This window comes from Pseudomonas sp. B21-023 (genome assembly GCF_024749165.1).
In the GTDB taxonomy this organism is placed as follows: domain Bacteria; phylum Pseudomonadota; class Gammaproteobacteria; order Pseudomonadales; family Pseudomonadaceae; genus Aquipseudomonas.
The window spans coordinates 2,653,209-2,672,430 of record NZ_CP087190.1 but is presented as its reverse complement, the minus strand read 5'-3'; the positions used below and the strand labels follow the sequence as shown (position 1 = coordinate 2,672,430).

16 protein-coding genes are annotated in these 19,222 nt (G+C 64.6%); 6 read left to right on the top strand and 10 right to left on the bottom strand.

Features of this window, described 5'->3' with window-relative positions:
• Positions 1–31: 31 nt before the first annotated feature.
• From tpx to LOY42_RS11965, 3 genes are all read right to left on the bottom strand, one after another.
• Positions 32–532 carry a thiol peroxidase gene (tpx, locus tag LOY42_RS11975; protein WP_023631758.1) on the bottom strand — a complete coding sequence of 167 codons (501 nt, stop codon included), beginning with the start codon at positions 530–532 and terminating at the stop codon, positions 32–34.
• 166 nt (positions 533–698) lie between these two features.
• Positions 699–1,979 (bottom strand): serine/threonine transporter, encoded by a 1,281-nt coding sequence (locus LOY42_RS11970; protein WP_023631759.1) that lies wholly within the window; start codon positions 1,977–1,979, stop codon positions 699–701.
• Between the two features lie 304 nt (positions 1,980–2,283).
• The gene (locus LOY42_RS11965; RefSeq protein WP_139671268.1) at positions 2,284–3,480 is read right to left on the bottom strand and encodes an amino acid aminotransferase; all 1,197 of its coding nucleotides are present in this window, start codon (positions 3,478–3,480) and stop codon (positions 2,284–2,286) included.
• A 231-nt stretch (positions 3,481–3,711) separates the two neighbouring features.
• Between LOY42_RS11965 and LOY42_RS11960 the strand changes: the two genes are divergently transcribed.
• Positions 3,712–4,767: a HEAT repeat domain-containing protein gene (locus LOY42_RS11960; protein WP_139671271.1), complete on the top strand. Its 1,056-nt coding sequence runs from the start codon at positions 3,712–3,714 to the stop codon at positions 4,765–4,767.
• A gap of 9 nt (positions 4,768–4,776) precedes the next feature.
• Here the strand turns inward: LOY42_RS11960 and LOY42_RS11955 are convergent, their stop codons facing one another.
• Together LOY42_RS11955 and LOY42_RS11950 are read right to left on the bottom strand one after the other, a co-directional pair.
• On the bottom strand, positions 4,777–6,756 hold the full coding sequence (locus LOY42_RS11955) for a PAS domain-containing sensor histidine kinase (protein WP_139671395.1): 1,980 nt from the start codon (positions 6,754–6,756) through the stop codon (positions 4,777–4,779).
• Positions 6,757–6,829: 73 nt separating this feature from the next.
• Entirely contained in the window at positions 6,830–7,255 is a 426-nt protein-coding gene (locus tag LOY42_RS11950) for a nucleoside deaminase (protein ID WP_177486031.1), read from the bottom strand.
• A 169-nt stretch (positions 7,256–7,424) separates the two neighbouring features.
• On the opposite strand from LOY42_RS11950, the gene LOY42_RS11945 reads away from it, so the two are divergent.
• Positions 7,425–8,114: a type 1 glutamine amidotransferase domain-containing protein gene (locus tag LOY42_RS11945; RefSeq protein WP_139671276.1), complete on the top strand. Its 690-nt coding sequence runs from the start codon at positions 7,425–7,427 to the stop codon at positions 8,112–8,114.
• A 90-nt stretch (positions 8,115–8,204) separates the two neighbouring features.
• Here LOY42_RS11945 and hppD read toward each other — a convergent pair whose 3' ends face one another.
• The gene (gene hppD / locus LOY42_RS11940; protein ID WP_023629687.1) at positions 8,205–9,281 is read right to left on the bottom strand and encodes a 4-hydroxyphenylpyruvate dioxygenase; all 1,077 of its coding nucleotides are present in this window, start codon (positions 9,279–9,281) and stop codon (positions 8,205–8,207) included.
• Between the two features lie 312 nt (positions 9,282–9,593).
• Between hppD and LOY42_RS11935 the strand changes: the two genes are divergently transcribed.
• Together LOY42_RS11935 and rarD are read left to right on the top strand one after the other, a co-directional pair.
• Entirely contained in the window at positions 9,594–11,180 is a 1,587-nt protein-coding gene (locus LOY42_RS11935; protein ID WP_258600780.1) for an EAL domain-containing protein, read from the top strand.
• 34 nt (positions 11,181–11,214) lie between these two features.
• Positions 11,215–12,102, top strand: a complete 888-nt coding sequence (rarD, locus tag LOY42_RS11930; protein ID WP_110699269.1) for an EamA family transporter RarD — start codon at positions 11,215–11,217, stop codon at positions 12,100–12,102.
• On the opposite strand, the gene LOY42_RS11925 is transcribed toward rarD, so the two are convergent.
• Positions 12,065–13,636 (bottom strand): TerC family protein, encoded by a 1,572-nt coding sequence (locus tag LOY42_RS11925; protein ID WP_139671285.1) that lies wholly within the window; start codon positions 13,634–13,636, stop codon positions 12,065–12,067. The two genes, rarD and LOY42_RS11925, sit on opposite strands and share 38 nt — an antisense overlap.
• Before the next feature lie 184 nt (positions 13,637–13,820).
• A complete protein-coding gene (locus LOY42_RS11920) occupies positions 13,821–14,729 on the bottom strand; it encodes a hypothetical protein (protein WP_258600777.1) in 909 nt (302 codons plus the stop codon).
• 235 nt (positions 14,730–14,964) lie between these two features.
• Here LOY42_RS11920 and LOY42_RS11915 point away from each other — a divergent pair, with 235 nt between their 5' ends.
• Together LOY42_RS11915 and LOY42_RS11910 are read left to right on the top strand one after the other, a co-directional pair.
• A complete protein-coding gene (locus tag LOY42_RS11915) occupies positions 14,965–15,801 on the top strand; it encodes a bifunctional allantoicase/(S)-ureidoglycine aminohydrolase (RefSeq protein WP_046855442.1) in 837 nt (278 codons plus the stop codon).
• 80 nt (positions 15,802–15,881) lie between these two features.
• Complete coding sequence (locus tag LOY42_RS11910) at positions 15,882–16,487, top strand: START domain-containing protein (protein WP_102683900.1); 606 nt, start codon at positions 15,882–15,884, stop codon at positions 16,485–16,487.
• A 3-nt stretch (positions 16,488–16,490) separates the two neighbouring features.
• Here LOY42_RS11910 and LOY42_RS11905 read toward each other — a convergent pair whose 3' ends face one another.
• Positions 16,491–17,999 (bottom strand): MDR family MFS transporter, encoded by a 1,509-nt coding sequence (locus LOY42_RS11905; RefSeq protein WP_139671295.1) that lies wholly within the window; start codon positions 17,997–17,999, stop codon positions 16,491–16,493.
• Positions 17,989–19,125 (bottom strand): HlyD family secretion protein, encoded by a 1,137-nt coding sequence (locus tag LOY42_RS11900; protein WP_258600774.1) that lies wholly within the window; start codon positions 19,123–19,125, stop codon positions 17,989–17,991. The genes LOY42_RS11905 and LOY42_RS11900 overlap by 11 nt, the downstream gene beginning before the upstream one ends.
• Between the last annotated feature and the right edge of the window lie 97 nt (positions 19,126–19,222).

Below are 19,222 nucleotides of genomic sequence, written 5' to 3'. Positions count from 1 at the left end.
TTACCTGGTTCGCCGGCAAGCCGGCGAACACTTACTTCAAGACAGCCAGCGCCGCCTCGTAGTTCGGCTCGTCGGCGATTTCGCCCACCAGCTCGCTGTGCAGCACCTTGTCGTTTTCGTCAAGCACCACCACGGCGCGGGCGGCCAGGCCGGCCAGCGGACCATCGGCGATGGCCACGCCGTAGTTTTCCAGGAACTCGCGGCCACGCAGGGTCGACAGGTTCTTCACGTTCTCCAGGCCTTCAGCACCGCAGAAGCGCGCCTGGGCGAACGGCAGGTCGGCGGAGATGCACAGCACCACGGTGTTGGCCACGTCATTGGCCTGGGCGTTGAACTTGCGCACGGAGGTGGCGCAGGTCGGGGTGTCGACGCTTGGGAAAATGTTCAGCACCTTGCGCTTGCCGGCGAAGTCCTTCAACGACGTATCGGCCAGGTTGCCAGCCACCAGGGAGAAGGCAGGTGCCTGGGCGCCAGCTTTCGGCAGTTCGCCTTTGACTTGAACCGGGTTGCCTTTGAGAGTCACTTGAGCCATGGCGGAAATCCTTATGCGGGTTTGGAAAAAGACCTCGAGTTAAGCATGAAGCCGCGCAAGTGCCTATAAGCAAACATGAAATTGTTGTATTGCCTGACAATTCCTGTGGACAAAAAAATGCCCGGATCGCGACAAACCATCCGGGCACACTGCTTTGAACGACGTATCAGGCCAGCAGGCCGTACACCACCGAAGTCAAGGCCACCAGGCCGACCACCACCACAAACACGTTGGACAGCGCACCACTGTACTTGCGCATCGATGGCACCCGGCGGATGGCGTACATCGGCATCAGGAACAGCAGTACCGCGATGATCGGGCCGCCGAGGGATTCGATCATGCCGAGGATGCTCGGGTTGAGGGTGGCGACGATCCAGCACACCACCAGCATCAGCGCGGCAACGATGCGGTCCAGGGCCTTGGCGCCCGGACGCATGCCGGTCTTGACGATCATGCCCTTGAGGCCTTCGCTGGCACCGATGTAGTGGCCCAGGAACGACTTGGCGATGGCGATGAAGGCGATCAGCGGCGCGGCGAAAGCGATGGCCGGCTGCTCGAAGTGGTTGGCCAGGTAGGACAGGATCGACAGGTTCTGCGCCTTGGCTTCAGCCAACTGGGCGCTGCTCAAGGTCAGCACGCAGCTGAACACGAAGAACAGCACCATCAGTACCATCAGCAGATGGGCGCGGCGCAGGATCTGACCACTGCGCTCGTCGGCGTGCTCGGCGTAGCGACGCTTCTGATCAACGGCAAAGGCCGAGATGATCGGCGAATGGTTGAACGAGAACACCATCACCGGAATGGCCAGCCACACGGTGTGCAGGAAAGCCGAGCCGGACGGCACCTGGGTGGCGGTGTCGAGGATACCACCGGTCCAGTGCGGCACCAGGTACAGGGCCAGCAGCGCCAGGGCGACGATGAACGGGTACACCAGCAGGCTCATGACCTTGACCGTGGCCTGTTCGCCGCAGCGCACGATCGCCAGCAGGCCGAGGATCAGCACGAACGACAGGATCGCCCGCGGCGGCGGCGCGATATGCAGTTGGTGCTCCATGAAGCTGCTGACGGTGTTGGTCAGCGCCACGCTGTAGATCAGCAGGATCGGGAAGATGGCGAAGAAGTACAGGACAGTGATCAGCGCACCGGCGGTGATGCCGAAATGCTCCTCGACCACGTCGGTGATATCGCCGCCCTTGCTGCCCGAGAGCACGAAACGGGTCAGCCCGCGGTGGGCGAAGTAGGTCATGGGGAAGGCCAGCAAGGCCAGGACCAGCAGCGGCCAGAAACCGCCAAGGCCGGCGTTGATGGGCAGGAACAGGGTTCCGGCGCCGATGGCCGTGCCGAACAGGCCCAGCATCCAGGTGGTGTCTTGACGCGACCAGCTACCGAGGGTGGCGGGGGTCGATTCTACAAAGCGTTGTTCAACGCTTGGGGCCTGCTCATTCATTCCGGGTGAAGCTCCACTCGCAAGACTGCAACAGGCTGAGAATGGCGAAATAGACGATTCGCCCAACTCAACCGGGGAAGAGGGGCGCGATTGTGCATGCAAAGGTTGCACTTGGGGAAGCCCCGCCCGAGGGACGGTTGCACTTGTCTTTACAAGCAGGTTGTGCTGGATGGGGCTACGCAGCCCTTTCGCCGCGGTTTGTCGCCACCGCAAGCCGGACCTCACAGGGACTCAAAGAGGCAATGCAGGCGATAGGGGTGGGAGCCGGCGCCAGCGAAAGGGCCGCAAAGCGGCCCCAGGCAGGTTACCGCTGAACGGCGGCAAACGCCTCGGCCACCTGGCGCAGGTTGGCCGGGCGCAGGCCGGACATGCACACCCGACCACTGTCGATCAGGTACACGCCGAACTCGTCACGCAGGCGACGCACCTGTTCCACGCTGAAGCCGGTATAGCTGAACATGCCGCGCTGGCGCAGGAAGAACTGGAAGTCCTGGCCTGGCAGCAACTCGCCGAGCAGGTCGACCAGCCCCTGGCGCATGTCGAGGATGCGCTTGCGCATTGCTTCAACTTCCGCGGCCCATTGGGCGTTGAGCGCGGCGTCACCCAGCACGCCGGCCACCAGCTGGGCGCCGAAAGCGGGTGGGCTGGAGTAGTTGCGGCGCACGGTGGCCTTGAGCTGGCCAAGCACGCTGGAAGCGGTGGCGGCATCGTCGCAGACCACCGACAAGCCCCCTACCCGCTCGCCGTACAGCGAGAAGATCTTCGAGAACGAGTTGCTGACCAGGCAAGGCACGCCGGCACGGGCCATTTCGCGGATCGCATAAGCGTCTTCGACCAGGCCTTCGCCGAAGCCCTGGTAGGCGATATCGAGGAAGGGGATCAACTGGCGCGCCTTGACCACTTCGACCACCTGTTGCCACTGCTGCTGGTCCAGGTCAACGCCGGTGGGGTTGTGGCAGCACGGATGCAGCAGGACCACGCTGTTCTGCGGCAAGGCCTGCAGGCTGGCCAGCATGCCGGCGAAGTCGACGCCACGGGTGTCCGGGTCGAAGTACGGGTAGGTGTGCACCTTGAAGCCCGCACCTTCGAAGATTGCCCGGTGGTTGTCCCAGGTCGGGTTGCTCACCCAGACCTCGGAGCCTGGGAAGTAACGCTTGAGGAAGTCGGCACCGACTTTCAGCGCGCCCGAGCCGCCGACGGTCTGCACGGTGGCCACGCGACCAGCGGCGACGGCCGGGTGCTCGGCGCCGAACAGCAACGCCTGGATCGCCTGGCGGTAAGCGGCCAGGCCTTCCATCGGCAGGTACAGCGAGGCTTCATGGGGCTGGCCGGCCAGGCGTTTCTCCACCTCAGCCACCGCCGCCAGCTGCGGCACCACGCCGGCTTCGTCGTAGTACAGACCGATACTCAGGTTGACCTTGGCGGCGCGCGGGTCGGCCTTGAAGGTTTCCATCAGCGAGAGGATCGGGTCGCCGGCATAGGCATCGACATGTTTGAACACAGCGTGCAGCTCCTTGGAGATCAGGACAGTTCAGGAAAGGCTCAGGCGAGGATAACCGCAGAGCGCCACGAGGAACATCACCGATGTGCAAGGAGACCCTGCAGGTTTGCAAGGCCGAACCCGCAGCACACGGATTTTGCCCCGCGGCGCGGCCCCAGGATCGCACCCTGGTCGTTGCATTTGCCACCTGCCTGCCCCAAGCTCTGCCGTAATGCCACCCCGGACCGCGAGATGCCCAGACGTCGCCCTCTCCTGATCGCCCTGTTGCTGTTACTCGTGCTGCCCGCGGCGATCGGTTACCTGTGGCGTGACCGCCAGCCCGCACCGCCCAGCCTGCCGCCCCACAGCTACGCCAAGGCCCTGCGCCAGGCACACGATGGCCTGCCGGGCGCTGCGCGGGTGTTGTACCAGCAGTTGCAACGCGACGACCTGCCCCCCATCCGTCGCGCCGCGCTGCATGCCGAACTGCCCAACTACCCCTCGCCACAGGCGTTGAAACTGGCCAGCCAGGACCTTGAGCACGCCGACCCGCTGGTACGCCGCGCCGCTATCACCAGTATCCGCCGGCTGTTGCCGGCGGCCCAGCGCAGCCTGGTGCTGGGTCCATTGCTGGAAGATGACGAGCAAAGCGTGCGCTTCGCCACGGTGGACGCCCTGCTAGGTCTCGACCCCGACGCCATCGGCCTGTACTTCGGCCCCTTGCAGGATACCCTGGAGCAGTACGAGCAGACCCTGGAACAACAGCCCGACGACGCCGCCGCCCAGCTGCACCTGGCCCGGCTATACATGCATGAACAAGCCTACGAAGCAGCCTCCCGGGCCCTGCAGCGCAGCCTGGCCTTGGCCCCTGAAGGCCTGGACACCCTGGCCACCCAGGTCCGCCTGCTGGAGCAACAGGGCCAGCACGACGCCTCCCGCGAGGTGCTCGCCAAGGCCCTGGCACTGCGCCCGGACTCGGCGTTCCTGCAATACGAACTGGGCCTGTGGCTGACCCGCCATGAGCAGCAGGAATACGCCCTGCTCGCCCTCTCGCGGGCTGTCGAGCTGGAACCGGAAAACAACGATTATCGCTACACCCTGGCCATCACCCTGCACCAGCTGGAACAGCTCGATGCCGCGCAAAAGCAGCTGGAAACCGTGCTCAACCGTCAACCGGCCAATCGCCGGGTGCGGGTACTGCTGATCGAGTACTGGAAGGAAACCGGCCAATTGCAGAATGTCCAGGTCCTGCTGGCCGAGCTGGAGCGGCAGAACCCGGACGACCCTTTCCTGCAGCAGGGGCTGTGATCGCCGGCCTCAGGCCCGCAGCATGTGCTGAATCTGCACCACCAGCTTCTGCAGCGAGAACGGCTTGAACATCAATGCCGTGCCCGGCTGGTCGAGCAGGGCCTGCTCCACCGGATCGGCGGTGAAGCCAGTGATGAACAGGATCTTCTGTTCGGGCTCGATCATGCGCAGCGCCTTGGCCACCTGGCGGCCGCTGAAGCCCCCCGGCAGACCGATATCGGTGATCACCAGATCAAACGGCCCTGCATGCCTGAACTGCCCCAGCGCGCTGTTGGCATCGGGCACAGCACACACCTCGAAGCCACAATCGACCAGCGCCTCCTCTATCAGGCCGCGCAGGTTTTCTTCATCATCGACCAGCAACAATCGTTCACCCTGGACCTGTCGCGGCAATGCATCCCGAGCGGGACTCTCCGGCAATATCCCCTGGTAGCGTGGGAACATCATCACGACCCGGGTACCTTGGTCGATCGTCGACTCGATCCACATCTGGCCGCCCGACTGCTGCACGAAGCCATGCACCATTGGCAGCCCCAGGCCTGCCCCCTGCCCCAGGGGCTTGGTGGTGAAGAACGGTTCAAATACCCTTGCCAGGTCCTCGCGACTCATGCCATGGCCATCGTCCTCGACCTGCAGCATGACATAGTCCCCCGGCAGCAAGGCTGCCGCCCCCTCGCAGGGCAGTGCCATCCGTTCGTTGGCGGTGCGGATCGTCAGCCTGCCCTTGCCCAGGCAGGCATCGCGTGCGTTGCTGCACAGATGCAGGAGGGCGTTGCGCAACGTATCCGGGTCGACCTGTAAAGGCCAGGGCGCCACATCCAGCTGCATGTTCAGGTCTATCTCATAGCCCAGGGTCTGACGCAGTATCGGCTCCGCGTCCTGCAGCAGGTGGTTGATGTTCAGTGGATTGGGCGCCAAGGGTTGGCTACGCGCAAAGGCCAGCAGGTTCTGGGTCAGGCCGATGGCTCGCTGGGCGCATTCCCGGGCCATCCGCACATACTCTTCCACGCGGTCCATCCGCCCTTGGGCGAGGCGTCGCTCGAGCAATTCCAGGCTGCTACCGACGCCGGACAGTACGTTGTTCATTTCGTGCGCCAACCCGCCCGCCACCTTTACAACACCCTCCATGCGCTGGCTGTCGCGCACTGCCGCCTCGGCCAGGCGCTGGACCGCATTGCGGTCCTCGGTGATGTCCCTCCCCACCAGCGTCGGCAATGCCTGATTAGCGTTGCCGACCCAACGGAACCAGCAGTAATGGCCGTCGCTATGGCGAACCCGCCCCTCGAAGGGCGGCGCGCCGCGCCCCTGGACAAGCGCCATCAGCGCCAGCTGCGCTTCGGTACGGTCCGCGGGATGGAACAACTCGGGCAGGGTGACTTGCAACTGCGCTGCCTCACCCCAGCCCAGAAGCCGATCCCAGGCAGGGTTGGCTGTGCGCACGCGCAGATCGGCCTCGAGCATCAGCATCACATCGGGCGACAACTGCCAGGTATGTTCTGGATCGGCCAGGTACTGCACCAGGCGCGCTTCGAAGGACTGCGCCAGCTCGCGCCATTCGTGGCTGGCCCCGACACTGGCAGTGGTCTCTATCAGCGCGTGGAGGAATCCGGCAACCACGCCCTGATCGTCGCGGATGGGCGAGAAGCAGCCAGTGACCCACGCGGTCGCCGCGATACCCTCTCGATTCACCAGCAATGGGGCATCCTCGATCAGGCTACCCTGCCCCTGCAACACCTTGAAGACGGTTGCCCCCATGCTCTCCCAGGATTGCTCCCAGAGCGCGTCGAAGGCACGCCCCTGGTGGTCGACAGCACCGCCCAGCAGGGCCTGGTAGGCATCGTTGTGTATGACTGTCAGGGCCGCCCCCCAGACCAACGCACAGGGAAACGGTGACATCAGTACCATGTCGACGGCGATCCGCAGGGTGGGCGGCCAGGAGGTCAACGCCCCCAAAGGCGTCGCGCTCCAGTCAAAGCCGGCGATGGGCATGCCCTCCTCGACCAGAGAGGATGATGGCGGTGCCAGATGAATGACCTGGACCTCCGCGCCCCGGGTGGTCAGGTCAGTGGCCAATATCTTCGTTCCACAGTTCTGGGTTGTCTTCGATGAACTGGCGCATCAGCGCCTTGCAGGTTTCATCGTCATGCACCTCCAGACGCACGCCCCGGTCGCCGAGCAACTGCTCTTCGCCCATGAAGGTGAAGTTCTCGCCGATAATCACATGCTTGATGCCATACAGCAGGATTGCGCCACTGCACATGGCACAGGGCGACAAGGTGGTATAGAGGGTGGCCTGCTGGTAAACCCGGGCCGGCTGTCGGCCGGCATTCTCCAGTGCATCCATTTCACCATGCAGGATGGCGCTGCCCTGCTGTACGCGGCGATTGTGGCCACGGCCGATGATCCTGCCCTCGTGCACCAGTACCGAGCCGATCGGAATGCCGCCTTCCTCGAGCCCCTTGCGGGCCTCGTCGATGGCGGCTTGCATAAATCTGGAAGTGTCCTGTTCCATGGCGTCTCCCGGTAGTGCGTCCACTTTTGCAGCAGCCTAGCACAGCGCCCGTGCCCATGGCGCATTGCGTGGCGGGGGCTATGCTCAAATGGCTTTTGATCTTGCTGGCCAAACGTTTTCCCATGGATTCGACGGGCATGCGCAAATGAACAAGAAGCTCCTGGTCGTGCTGACCAATACCGCCAAGTACCCCGATATCAACCGCGCCACAGGATTGTGGCTGGGCGAGGCCGTGCACTTTGTCGACGCAGTGCAAAAAGCGGGTTTTACCGTCGACTATGTCAGCCCGGCGGGCGGCTATGTACCGATCGACCCACACAGCCTGCAGATGGCGCCTGACCTGGACTGGCAATGGTACAACGACAAAGCGTTCATGAACCGCCTTGGCGCCACCTTGAGCCCCGGCCAGGTCAAGGCCGACCAGTACAGCGCGATCTACTACACCGGTGGCCACGGCGTGATGTGGGACTTTCCCGAAAACCAGCCTTTGCAGGAACTGGCACGGCGCATCCATGAGCGCGGCGGCGCGGTCGCCGCGGTGTGCCATGGGGTGGTGGGCCTGCTCAATATCAAGCTCAGCGACAACAGCTTGCTGCTCAAGGGGCGCAGGGTTACCGGCTTTTCCAATACCGAGGAAAAACTGGTTGAGCTGGACAAGGTAGTGCCCTTCCTCACCGAGAACGAACTGGGCGCTCGCGGTGGCGAGTACAGCAAGGCAGACGACCCGTGGGCAGCTTATGTGGTGGAGGACGGCAGCTTGATCACCGGACAGAATCCGGCCTCCAGCGCCGAGGTAGCCCAAGCGGTGATCGGTTACCTGAACAGGCAGCAATAGACGTTCGCCACAACGCAACGCGGGGCAAGTCCGCTCCCGCCACCTTCCGGCGCGGGAGCGGGCTTGCCCCGCGAGTGTGTGCTCGACCGATTACTCGGTGCTCAGCACGCCACGACGCACCTGGTCACGCTCGATCGACTCGAACAGCGCCTTGAAGTTGCCTTCACCGAAGCCGTCGTCACCCTTGCGCTGGATGAACTCGAAGAACACCGGGCCCAGCAGGGTCTCCGAGAAAATCTGCAGCAGCAGGCGCTTGTCGCCAGCCTCGGAGGCGCCGTCCAGCAGGATGCCGCGGGCCTGCAACTGATCGACCGGCTCGCCATGCCCTGGCAGGCGCTCCTCGAGCATCTCGTAGTAGGTCTGCGGCGGCGCGGTCATGAAACGCATGCCGAAGCCCTTGAGCGCGTCCCAGGTCTTGAGCAGGTCGTCGGTGAGGAAGGCCACGTGCTGGATGCCCTCGCCGTTGAACTGCATCAGGAACTCTTCGATCTGCCCCGCCCCTTTGGACGACTCCTCGTTGAGCGGGATGCGGATCATGCCGTCTGGCGCGGTCATGGCCTTGGAGGTCAGGCCGGTGTACTCGCCCTTGATGTCGAAGTAACGGATCTCGCGGAAGTTGAACAGCTTCTCGTAGAAGCCGGCCCAGTAGGCCATGCGCCCACGATAGACGTTGTGGGTGAGGTGGTCGATGATCTTCAGGCCCGCGCCGACCGGGTTGCGGTCCACGCCTTCGATGAACTTGAAGTCGATGTCGTAGATCGAGCTGCCTTCTTCGTAACGGTCGATCAGGTACAGTGGCGCGCCGCCGATACCCTTGATCGCCGGCAGGCGCAGCTCCATCGGGCCGGTCTCGATCTCTACCGGCTGGGCACCCAGTTCCAGGGCGCGGGCATAGGCTTCATGGGCGTTGCGCACGCGGAATGCCATGCCGCACACCGAAGGACCATGCTCGGCCGCGAAGTACGAGGCGGCGCTCTTGGGTTCGTTGTTGAGGATCAGGTTGATGCCGCCCTGGCGATACAGGTGCACATTCTTGGAGCGGTGGGTAGCCACCTTGGTGAAACCGAGAATCTGGAATACCGGCTCCAGCACGCCGGGGGTCGGCGAGGCGAGCTCGATGAATTCGAAGCCTTCCAGGCCCATCGGGTTTTCGAAGATATCTGCCATGTTCTTTTCCTCATCTGCAGCGAAAAACGGTTGATTACAGGCTTTCGATGTGGAGATGGCGTGGTGGTGAGCACGGGATCCCGCGCACGCTGCGGGCCAGGAAGTCACCAATGATCAGCTTGAACCCATGGTATGTCATATGGACCCATTCTCGGCGGGCTTGATTCCCCGGGAGGCGGAGAACCTTATTGTTGTATTCGTAACCCGATTCTACAGTGCGTAAATTTGTTTGTCGCGCTTTAGTTCGCAGGTTGTTCCGACAAACGGCTATTCTCTGCATCACCTACCGCCTTGCAGAAGGTCCACCCGCGCATGCCCTTGAACACCAAACGCCCTGCCCGCTGGAGCTGGCGCGCGCTGCTGCCCTGGCTGATCGGTGTCTTGCCGCTACTGTGCGGGCTGGCGTTGACGCGCTGGCAGATCGAACAGGAGCTGGACGCCGACAGTCGCGTCACGGCTCGCGAAGTGGTGGTCCATATAGAGGCGGTACTCGACAGCTTGTCCAGCACGGCACACCACCTGCTGCCCAAGGCCGGCCAGCCCTGCGAACAGGCGCAATTGGCGTTGCGCATAGAAGTCACGCGCAATGCTTTCGTGCGTTCCACCAATCTGTTCGATCGTGACACCCTGTACTGCACCTCGTTGTTTGGTGATTTCGACGAGCCGGTCGACGCCAGCAACTATACCGACGGTCAGTTGTGGCTGATGGACGGCAACTCCGTCACACCAGGCCAACCGCTGCTGGCCTACCGCGCCAGCCAGGGTGACAAGGGGGCGATCGCCACGGTCGATGGCCGCCACCTGCTCACGGCCCTGCGCCTGATAGGTAAGGACGGCCAGTTGCAAGTACAGGTCGGCAACCACTGGATGGGCGCCGACGGCCGGGTGCGGGCCGGCACGCCGCCGGTTGCAGCCAGCGCGCCGGTGACGTTCTCTTCCACACACTACCCGTTCAGCGTGCACGGCGGCTTTGGCCCCGACAAGCCCGGCGAGCTGATGCGTTCACGCTATCCTGCGCTGTTGAGCCTGCTGCTGGTGCTTGGGGCGGTGGCCGGAGGCGCCTGTCGCTGGCAGATCCGCCGCGCCAGCTCGCCCCGCGCCGAACTGGCCAGGGCATTGGAGGCCGGCGAGTTCCTGCCCTACTTCCAGCCAGTGGTGCGCAAGGGCGACTACCGCTGGGCCGGGGTCGAAGTGCTGATGCGCTGGCAGCACCCCCGCGAAGGACTGGTGCGCCCCGACCTGTTCATCCCCTACGCCGAGCACAGCGGCCAGATCGTCGCCATGACCCGCGGCTTGATGCTGCACTCGGCCCAGGCCCTGGCACCGCATGCGGCGTTGCTCGAGGACGGTTTTCACATCGGCATCAACATCACCGCCGACCACTGCCGCGACCTGGGCCTGCTCGACGACTGCCAGACCTTCCTCCAGCACTTCCCGCCCGGGCGGGTGGTACTGACCCTGGAACTGACCGAGCGCAAGCTGATCGAACCCACTCCGGTAACCCTTGACCTGTTCGAGAAATTGCACGCCATGGGCGTTATGATCGCCCTGGACGACTTCGGCACAGGCCAATCCAGCCTCAATTACCTGCGCCAGTTCAACGTCGACTACCTGAAGATCGACCAGAGTTTCGTCGCGATGATCGGCGGTGACGCCCTGTCGCAGCACATTCTCGACACCATCATCGAACTGTCGGCCAAGCTGGCCCTGGGCATCGTCGCCGAAGGCGTGGAAACCGAAGTGCAGCGCGACTACCTGGCTCGCCATGGCGTGGACTTCCAGCAGGGTTACCTGTTCGCCCGCCCCATGCCCGCCAGCGAGCTGCTGCTGGCCCTGGCCGCCCGCCCGGGCAGCCCGCAGTTGCCGCAAGACAGTGCCCCTGAGATCATGCGCGGCTGATCCACCCGCTCACTTCCCGTTTTCCGAGGCATTCGTGTCAAAAGGCATTATTTCGTCGGTCATGGCGTCCTGTCTGTTCGCCGTGATGTATTTCTATACCTCCTTCCTCAAGCCCCTGGACGGCGAGGAGATCTTCGGCTGGCGGACCCTGCTGACCCTGCCCTGCCTGACGCTGTTCATGCTGGCATCCAGGGACTGGAAGCGGGTCGGCGAGCTGCTCGGCCGGGTGCGCCGCACGCCGTTGCTGTTGCTCGGCATGGTCGGCACCTCGTGGTTGATGGGCGTGCAGTTGTGGCTGTTCCTCTGGGCGCCGCTGCACGGACGCAGCCTGGAGGTATCGATGGGCTACTTCCTGTTGCCGTTGGCCATGGTGCTGACCGGGCGCGTGGTCTATGGCGAGCGCCTGTCGCGCCTGCAGAAGGTCGCGGTGAGCTTTGCCGCGCTGGGGGTTGGCCACGAGCTGTACCAGCACGGCAGTTTTGCCTGGGAAACCCTGCTGGTGATGATCGGCTACCCGATCTACTTCGTCCTGCGGCGGCGTTGCCGCACCGACCACCTGGGCGGCCTGTGGTGCGACATGTGCCTGTTACTGCCCTGGGCCCTGTACTTCGTCATCCAGGGCCCGCTGTCGGCAACCGATCTGGCCGAGCATCCAGGCTTGTACGGCCTGATCCCGCTGCTCGGGGCGATCAGCGCCTGCGCCCTGATCGCCTACGTGCTGGCCAGCCGCCTGCTACCGTTCAGCCTGTTCGGCCTGCTCAGCTACGTCGAGCCGGTGTTGCTGGTAGGCGTGGCCCTGCTACTGGGCGAGACCATCGGCCCCGACCAGTGGCTCACCTACCTGCCAATCTGGGCCGCCGTGCTGGTACTGGTGCTTGAGGGCTTCAAGCACCTGCTGCGCCAGCGTCGGCGTTCGGTGTAAGGCGTACCTGGCGGACCCGGCGCTCCTCCACCGCCACCACGGTCATGCTCCAGCCATTCCAGGCCAGGTGATCACCCACCACCGGCAAGCGGTCCAGCAAGCTCATCACCAGGCCCGCCAGGGTCTGGTAGTCCTCGGTGGCACGGGCGGCAAAGCCGGTGCGCGCCTGGACCTGGGCCAGGTTCAAGGCACCGCTGACCACAAAACCGTCCGCCTCCTCGATCACACCTGGCCCCTCCACCTCGCTTGCGTCCGGCAGTTCGCCGGCAATCGACTCGAGAATATCGGTCATGGTCAACACACCGATGAAATCACCGAACTCGTTGACCACGAAGGCGATGTGCGTCGACTGCCCGCGCATCTGCTCCAGGGCGTTAAGGATGCTGAAGCTCTCCAGCAGGTTCAGCGGCGCACGGGCCAGGGCTTCCAGGTCGGGCTGGCTGCCGGACAGCAGCTCCTTGAGCAGCTCCTTTTTGTGCACGAAGCCCAGCGGTTCCTCGATGTGGCCGTCACGGATCAGCGGCAGGCGCGAGTACGGCGAGTTGACCAGCGCCTGGGTGATGGCTTCGCCCGGCTGCGACAGGTCGATGGCATCGACCTTGGCGCGGGCCGTCATCACCGTGCGGATCGGCCGCTCGGCCAGATTCAGCACACCGCTGATCATCACCCGCTCACGGCGGTCGAACACCACCTGTTCTTCGCCACCCTCGACCAGGTCGGCGATTTCCTCGCCCACCTCGTCAGCCTCCACCCGGCGCCCGCCCATCAGGCGCAGCACGGCATGGGCGGTGCGTTCACGCAGCGGCCGGTGCTGCTGCACACTGCGTTTGCGGCGGGCACGGGCCAGCTGGTTGAACAGCTCGATCAGCAACGAGAAGCCGATGGCCGCATACAGGTAGCCTTTGGGGATATGGAAGCCCAGGCCTTCGGCGGTGAGGCTGAAGCCGATCATCATCAGGAAGCCCAGGCACAGCATGATCACTGTCGGATGGGCGTTGACGAAACGGGTCAACGGCTTGCTGGCGACGATCATGATGCCGATGGAGAAGATCACCGCGATCATCATCACCGACAAGTGCTCGACCATGCCCACGGCGGTGATCACCGCATCCAGCGAGAACACCGCATCCAGCACGACGATCTGCGCCACGATCGGCCAGAACGCGGCATGGCGGGTCACGCCGCCGCTTTGGGCAACATGGCCCTCGAGGCGTTCGTGCAGTTCCATGGTGGCCTTGAACAACAGGAACACACCACCGAACAGCATGATCAGGTCACGGCCGGAGAAGGTCTTGCCGAACACCTCGATCAGCGGCGCGGTAAGGGTCACCATCCACGAGATGCTGGCCAGCAGGCCAAGGCGCATGATCAGCGCCAGCGACAAGCCGATCACCCGGGCGCGGTCGCGCTGGTGCGGCGGCAGCTTGTCGGCAAGGATGGCGATGAACACCAGGTTGTCGATACCCAGCACCAGTTCGAGGACGATAAGCGTCAACAGGCCTAGCCAGGCCGTAGGGTCGGCTAGCCATTCCATTAGCGGGTACTCACAGGGGATGCGTCACGAGGACGGGGGAAGGAAGGCCGGGATGGCCAGGGACTGGGGGGCTCCGCGAAGGTGCTCATAGGGACCTTGATAACAATTAGGGACAACGATCCTACAATCGAAGCAGAATTCTCTGATAGCGCAAAACTATTACAAAAGCTGTAAAGGGTATGACTCAGGCTTCAGGCCCACGTGGCAAGGCTTCGGCCTGCGCAGTCTTGGCCTTGGCCGGTGGCGTCAGGCGCAGCACCCGGTCGCGGCCGCCCTCGGCGAGCAGGTATCCACCCTTGCCATCCGGGACGATGGCCTGCGGCGCCTTCAGGTAGCTGAGAACCGTGTGGCGCGTACCATCACCATCGATACGCAACAGCCGCGCACGATGGGTCGAATCCTCGCTGATCCACAGCCCGCGCTGGTCGCAGAGCAGGAAGGTCGGGTTGCGCAGACCTTCGATCACCACCGGGTCATTCCCGCCTTCGCTCAACGCACGAATCTTGCCGGTGGCCTTTTCGGTATACAGCAGACGCCCGTCGGCGCAACGGGTCAGGCCCTCGGTTTCGGTGAGTCCCGAGCGCAACACGTCGAGCTCGCCGCTCTGCCAGTCATATCGCATCAACCGCCCATCCCCCTTGCGGTCCTCGATGGCGTAAAGATGCAGGGCATCGTTATACAGCCCCTGCACGTTGTTGCCGTCAAACAGCTGACTGACCTGGCCATCGCGCGACACGCTGACCGGTGCCCCGCCGATCTCCTGGCTGAACGCCCAGCCACCGTCGACAGCGACCATGCCGTCCGGCTTGGACAGGCCTTCGAGCACTACCATCCGGTCCCCCTCGGCAGTAATGCGCAGGATGCTGCCCTTGCCGCCGTTCAGCTCGCGACTGACCAGCAGGCTGCCGTCGTCCTGAGGCAGCAGCGAAGCGGCCCGGGTCACCGAGTTGTGCAGCACCTGCACGTTCCAGCCCTCGGCGGCCTGCACCGGGTAGAAGCTCTGCCAGGCGAAAAAGCCCACGCTACAGGCCACCAGGCCCGTGGTGACCGCCAGGGCGAGGCGGACACCGCGTTTGCGTTGCACATGCATCATCAAATCGGCTCCTGGAAAGTGCGGGCGATGCTAGCAAGGTGATGTGAAAAAAATGTCGATGCCACGATTTCCAGGCATTTTCCTACACACATCATTCAGCAAATGGATACCGAGTATTTCAACATTTAATTTGTGGATGACAGCGCCCGCCCCCTATGCTGTCCCGGCATCCCCTGCACGCACCGGCCGGTGTGGTCCAAGGCATGGGGAGAGAACAACAAAGTCGAGACCGTTCATGTCGAAATCCTCCTACTTCGCCCCCCACGGTGGGCACCCGGCTCAGACCGAGCTGCTGACTGACCGTGCCATGTTCACCGAAGCCTATGCCGTAATCCCCAAGGGCGTGATGCGTGACATCGTCACCAGCCACCTGCCGTTCTGGGACAAGATGCGCATGTGGGTCATCGCCCGCCCGCTGACCGGTTTCGCCGAGACCTTCTCGCAGTACATCGTCGAAGTCGCTCCCGAAGGCGGCAGCGAGCGCCCTGAACTGGACCCGAACGCCGAAGCGGTGCTGTTCGTGGTCGAAGGCGAGATCGACGTCACCGTCGAAGGCAAGCACCATACCCTCGTGCCGGGCGGCTATGCCTTCCTCGCCCCCGGCGCCGACTGGAGCCTGCGCAACAACAGCAAGGCCAACGTCACCTTCCACTGGCTGCGCAAGCACTACCAGAAGGTCGAGGGTCTGCCGGTTCCCGAGTCGTTCGTCACCCACCGCGACAACGCCACCGTCATCGAGATGCCGGGCACCGATGGCGCCTGGAAGACCACCCGTTTCGTCGACATGGCCGACATGCGCCACGACATGCACGTGAACATCGTGACCTTCCAGCCCGGCGGCGTGATCCCGTTCGCCGAGACCCACGTCATGGAACACGGCCTGTACGTCCTGGAAGGCAAGGCGGTGTACCGCCTGAACCAGGACTGGGTCGAGGTCGAGGCCGGTGACTTCATGTGGCTGCGCGCCTTCTGCCCGCAAGCTTGCTACTCCGGCGGCCCTGGCCCGTTCAGCTACCTGCTGTACAAGGACGTCAACCGTCACGTGCACCTGACGCTCAACCCGCAGCGTTGATGACCTTGCAGGAGCGGCAGCCCGCCGCTCCTGCAGTCTTGAGCCATACTGAGCGGACAATCCTCTCCCGGCTTCCCGCCATGACCTTCCATCGCCTTCTTCTTGTCCTGCTGCTCCTGCTGCCGGGCGCGTTGCCGTGGGCAGACGATTGGCAACTCGCGCACCAGGAAGATGGCATCGACGTCTACCTGGCCAGCGTCAGCGGTTCGGCCTACCAGCAGTTTCGCGGCGTCACCCGGATCAAGGCCAGTGTCCGTACCCTGAGCGACCTGCAGGAAAACCTGCGCGTGGCCTGCAAATGGCTGTACGCCTGCGCCGACATGCGCCTGCTGGAAGTGGACGGCGATACCACCTGGGTCTACCTGACCACCGCCCTGCCCTGGCCAGCCAAGCCCAGAGACATGGTGCTCAAGGTGCGCACCGAGCGCCTGGACGACGACACCTTGATCCGCCATCTGAGCGCCGAGCCTGGGCGGGTACCGACCGAGCCCGGGCTGATCCGCGTGCGCCGCCTCAGCGGCGAATGGACCATGCGTCCCTTGGGCGAGCGCGAGACCGAAGTCACCTACCAGCTGCGTGCCGACCCGGCCGGTGATGTGCCGGGTTGGCTGGCCAACCGTTTCGTGGTGGATGCGCCGATGGTCACCCTGCGCACCCTGCGCGCCGTGGCCGAACGCCAGCCGTAAAGCTCAGCGGCTGCGCAGTAGCAGCGACGCCGCGGCGCAGGCCAGCAGCGCCACGCACGACAGGTAGAACGCATCCGAATAGGCCATCAGGTACGCCTGCTCGCGCACGCTCTGGTCGATCAACGCCAGCGTCTGCATGACCTGTGGCGACTGCGGGTCGACCATTCCGCCCGGCAGGCGCTGTTGCAGCGCGCCGTCGAACAGCGTCAGCCCTTCGCCGACCCGCACCGAATGAAAGCGCTCGCGCTGCGACACCAGTTGCGTCAGCAACGCCGTGCCCAGCGCGCCGCCGAGGTTGCGCAGCATCGAGATCAGCGCCGAGGCCGAGCCGGCCTGGGCCTTGTCCAGGCCTTTCACCGCCAGGACCGACAGCGCCACCATGATCAGCGGCTGGCCGATGCCGCGCACCACGGTCGATGGGATGATCACATTACTGCCCGAGTCCACTGTCAGCGTCGACCCCAGCCAACAGCCCAGGGCCATGATGGCGAAGCCGCTGGCCACCAGCAGCTTGGCGTTGAGCCAGCGCATCAGCCGGGGCAGCAGCGGCGCCAGCAGTAGCTGGACCATGCCGTAGGCGATCAGGCTCTTGCCGATCTCGCTGGCACTGTAGCCCTGTACCAGCGACAGGTAGTTGGGCACCAGGAACACCAGGCCGAAGGTGGCCGCGCCGAACACCGCCATGGCCAGGCTCGACACGCCGAAGTTGTAGCTGCCCAGCAGCCGCAGGTTGATGAACGGCCGCGCGCCCCACAACTGACGCTGGATGAACAGCGCCAGGGCGATCACTGCGACGAGGCTGAAGCCGACGATGAAGCGGGACTCGAACCAGTCCTTGCGCCCCCCCTCCTCCAGCACCACCTGCAATGCCCCCAACCCCAGCGCCATGGCCACGATGCCCAGCCAGTCGGCCTGGCGCAAAGCGCCGCGGTCTCCGGCCTGGCCCTTGATCGACCAGGCCACCGCCGCCAGCAGCGCCACCCCCGGCGGCAACTGCAGCAGGAAGATCCAGCGCCAGGAGTACATGTCGGTGAGCCAGCCGCCGATCGACGGCCCGGCGGCCTGGGCCACGCTGTTGGACAGGCTGAACAGCGCCATGCCCAGCGCCAGGCGGCTGGCCGGCAGCTCGGTGATGATCAGTTGCATCGACAGCGGGATCAGCACCGCGCCCGAGGCGCCCTGGATCACCCTCAGGCTGATCATCGCCTCCAGGCTGCCGGCCAGGGCGCAGCTCACCGAGCTGACCAGGAACACCGCTGAGCCCACCAGCATTACCCGGCGCAAGGAGAACACCTGCACCAGCCAGGCAGTCAGCGGAATCATGCTGATCTCGGCGACCAGGTACGCGGTCGAGATCCACGACCCTTCCTCGAAGCTCGCCCCCAGCGCCCCCTCGATCTCAGGCAGAGCGGCGCTGGTGACATGGACGTTCATGCCAGCCATGAAACAGCCGAACAGGCCGCCGATCACCGCCACCCAGGCGCGCAGGGAGACCTTGTCCTCAGCGCTCATGGCGGGCCTGCCGGGTGTCGACGGTGGCGATCACCGACATGCCGGGCAGCAGCCGTGGGCTGTCCTCGCCCTGCGGATCGAGGTGGATGCGCACCGGAAAGCGCTGGACGATCTTGGTGAAATTGCCGGTGGCGTTGTCCGGTGGCAGCAGCGCGAACACCGCGCCGGAGCCTGGAGATACGCTGTCCACCGTGCCGCGCCAGTGCTGGCCGAAGGTGTCAACCTCAAGCGTCACCGGCTGGCCGGGGCGCATCTGCGCCAGCTGGGTTTCCTTGAAGTTGGCCACCACGTACGCCTGCGCCACCGGCACCACCGCCAGCAGCGGCAGGCCGGGGGTAACGTATTGCTGCTGGCGCACCTTGCGCTGGCCGACCACGCCATCGAAGGGCGCGCGGATCTCGGTATCGGCCAAGGCGCTGCGTGCCAGGTCGGCCTCGGCACGGGCCTGATCGAGGTCGGCCTGACGCTGCAGCAGTTGCGCCTCCAGTTGCCTGCCCTGTTGCTCGAGCATGGCCTTGCGCGCGTGCTGGCGCGCCAGCTCGGCATCGGCGGCGCGCTGCATGGCCTGGGCCTGGATACGGGTGGCGCGGGCCTGCTCCATGCGTTGCACGCTTGCCGCCTGCCACTGGGCCAGGTGCTGGTAACGCTGCCAGTCGGCCTCGGCCCGCTGCGCCTCACCACGGCTACCACCGCGTTCGGCGTCGGCACGGGCGATGGCGTGGACCTGTTCATCCTGCTCGGCGGCAAATGCGCGCAGACGCATGCGCTGCACCTGCAACGCCGCCTCGCTGACCGCCAGATGCGCCTCAGCCTTGCGCAGGCGGTCGCGAAAATCGCGCTCGTCCAGGCGTACCAACAGGTCGCCGGCCTTGACCGTGGCGTTGTCCGCCACCGCCACCTCGGCCACGTAGCCACTGACCCGGGCACTGATTGGCGCCCAGTCGGCGCGCACGTAGGCGTCGTCGGTCTGTTCCAGGAAACGCCCGTCGAGCCACCAGTAGGCGCCATAAGCCGCCACCAGCAACCCCAGGCCCCCGGCCAGGCCGAAGCGCAGCAGGCGCTGGCGGCGCCTGGCGCGGATTTGCTCGAGGGTGTGCTGGGGATCTGGGCTGACCGCCTGGTTCATGCTGGGCTCCATCCGATGGGGGGAGCGCCAGAGTACGGAATCTGAGATTGTCGTTCGCTCGCGAACAGGCTTTTGATCGTCGCAAAATGGACAGCAG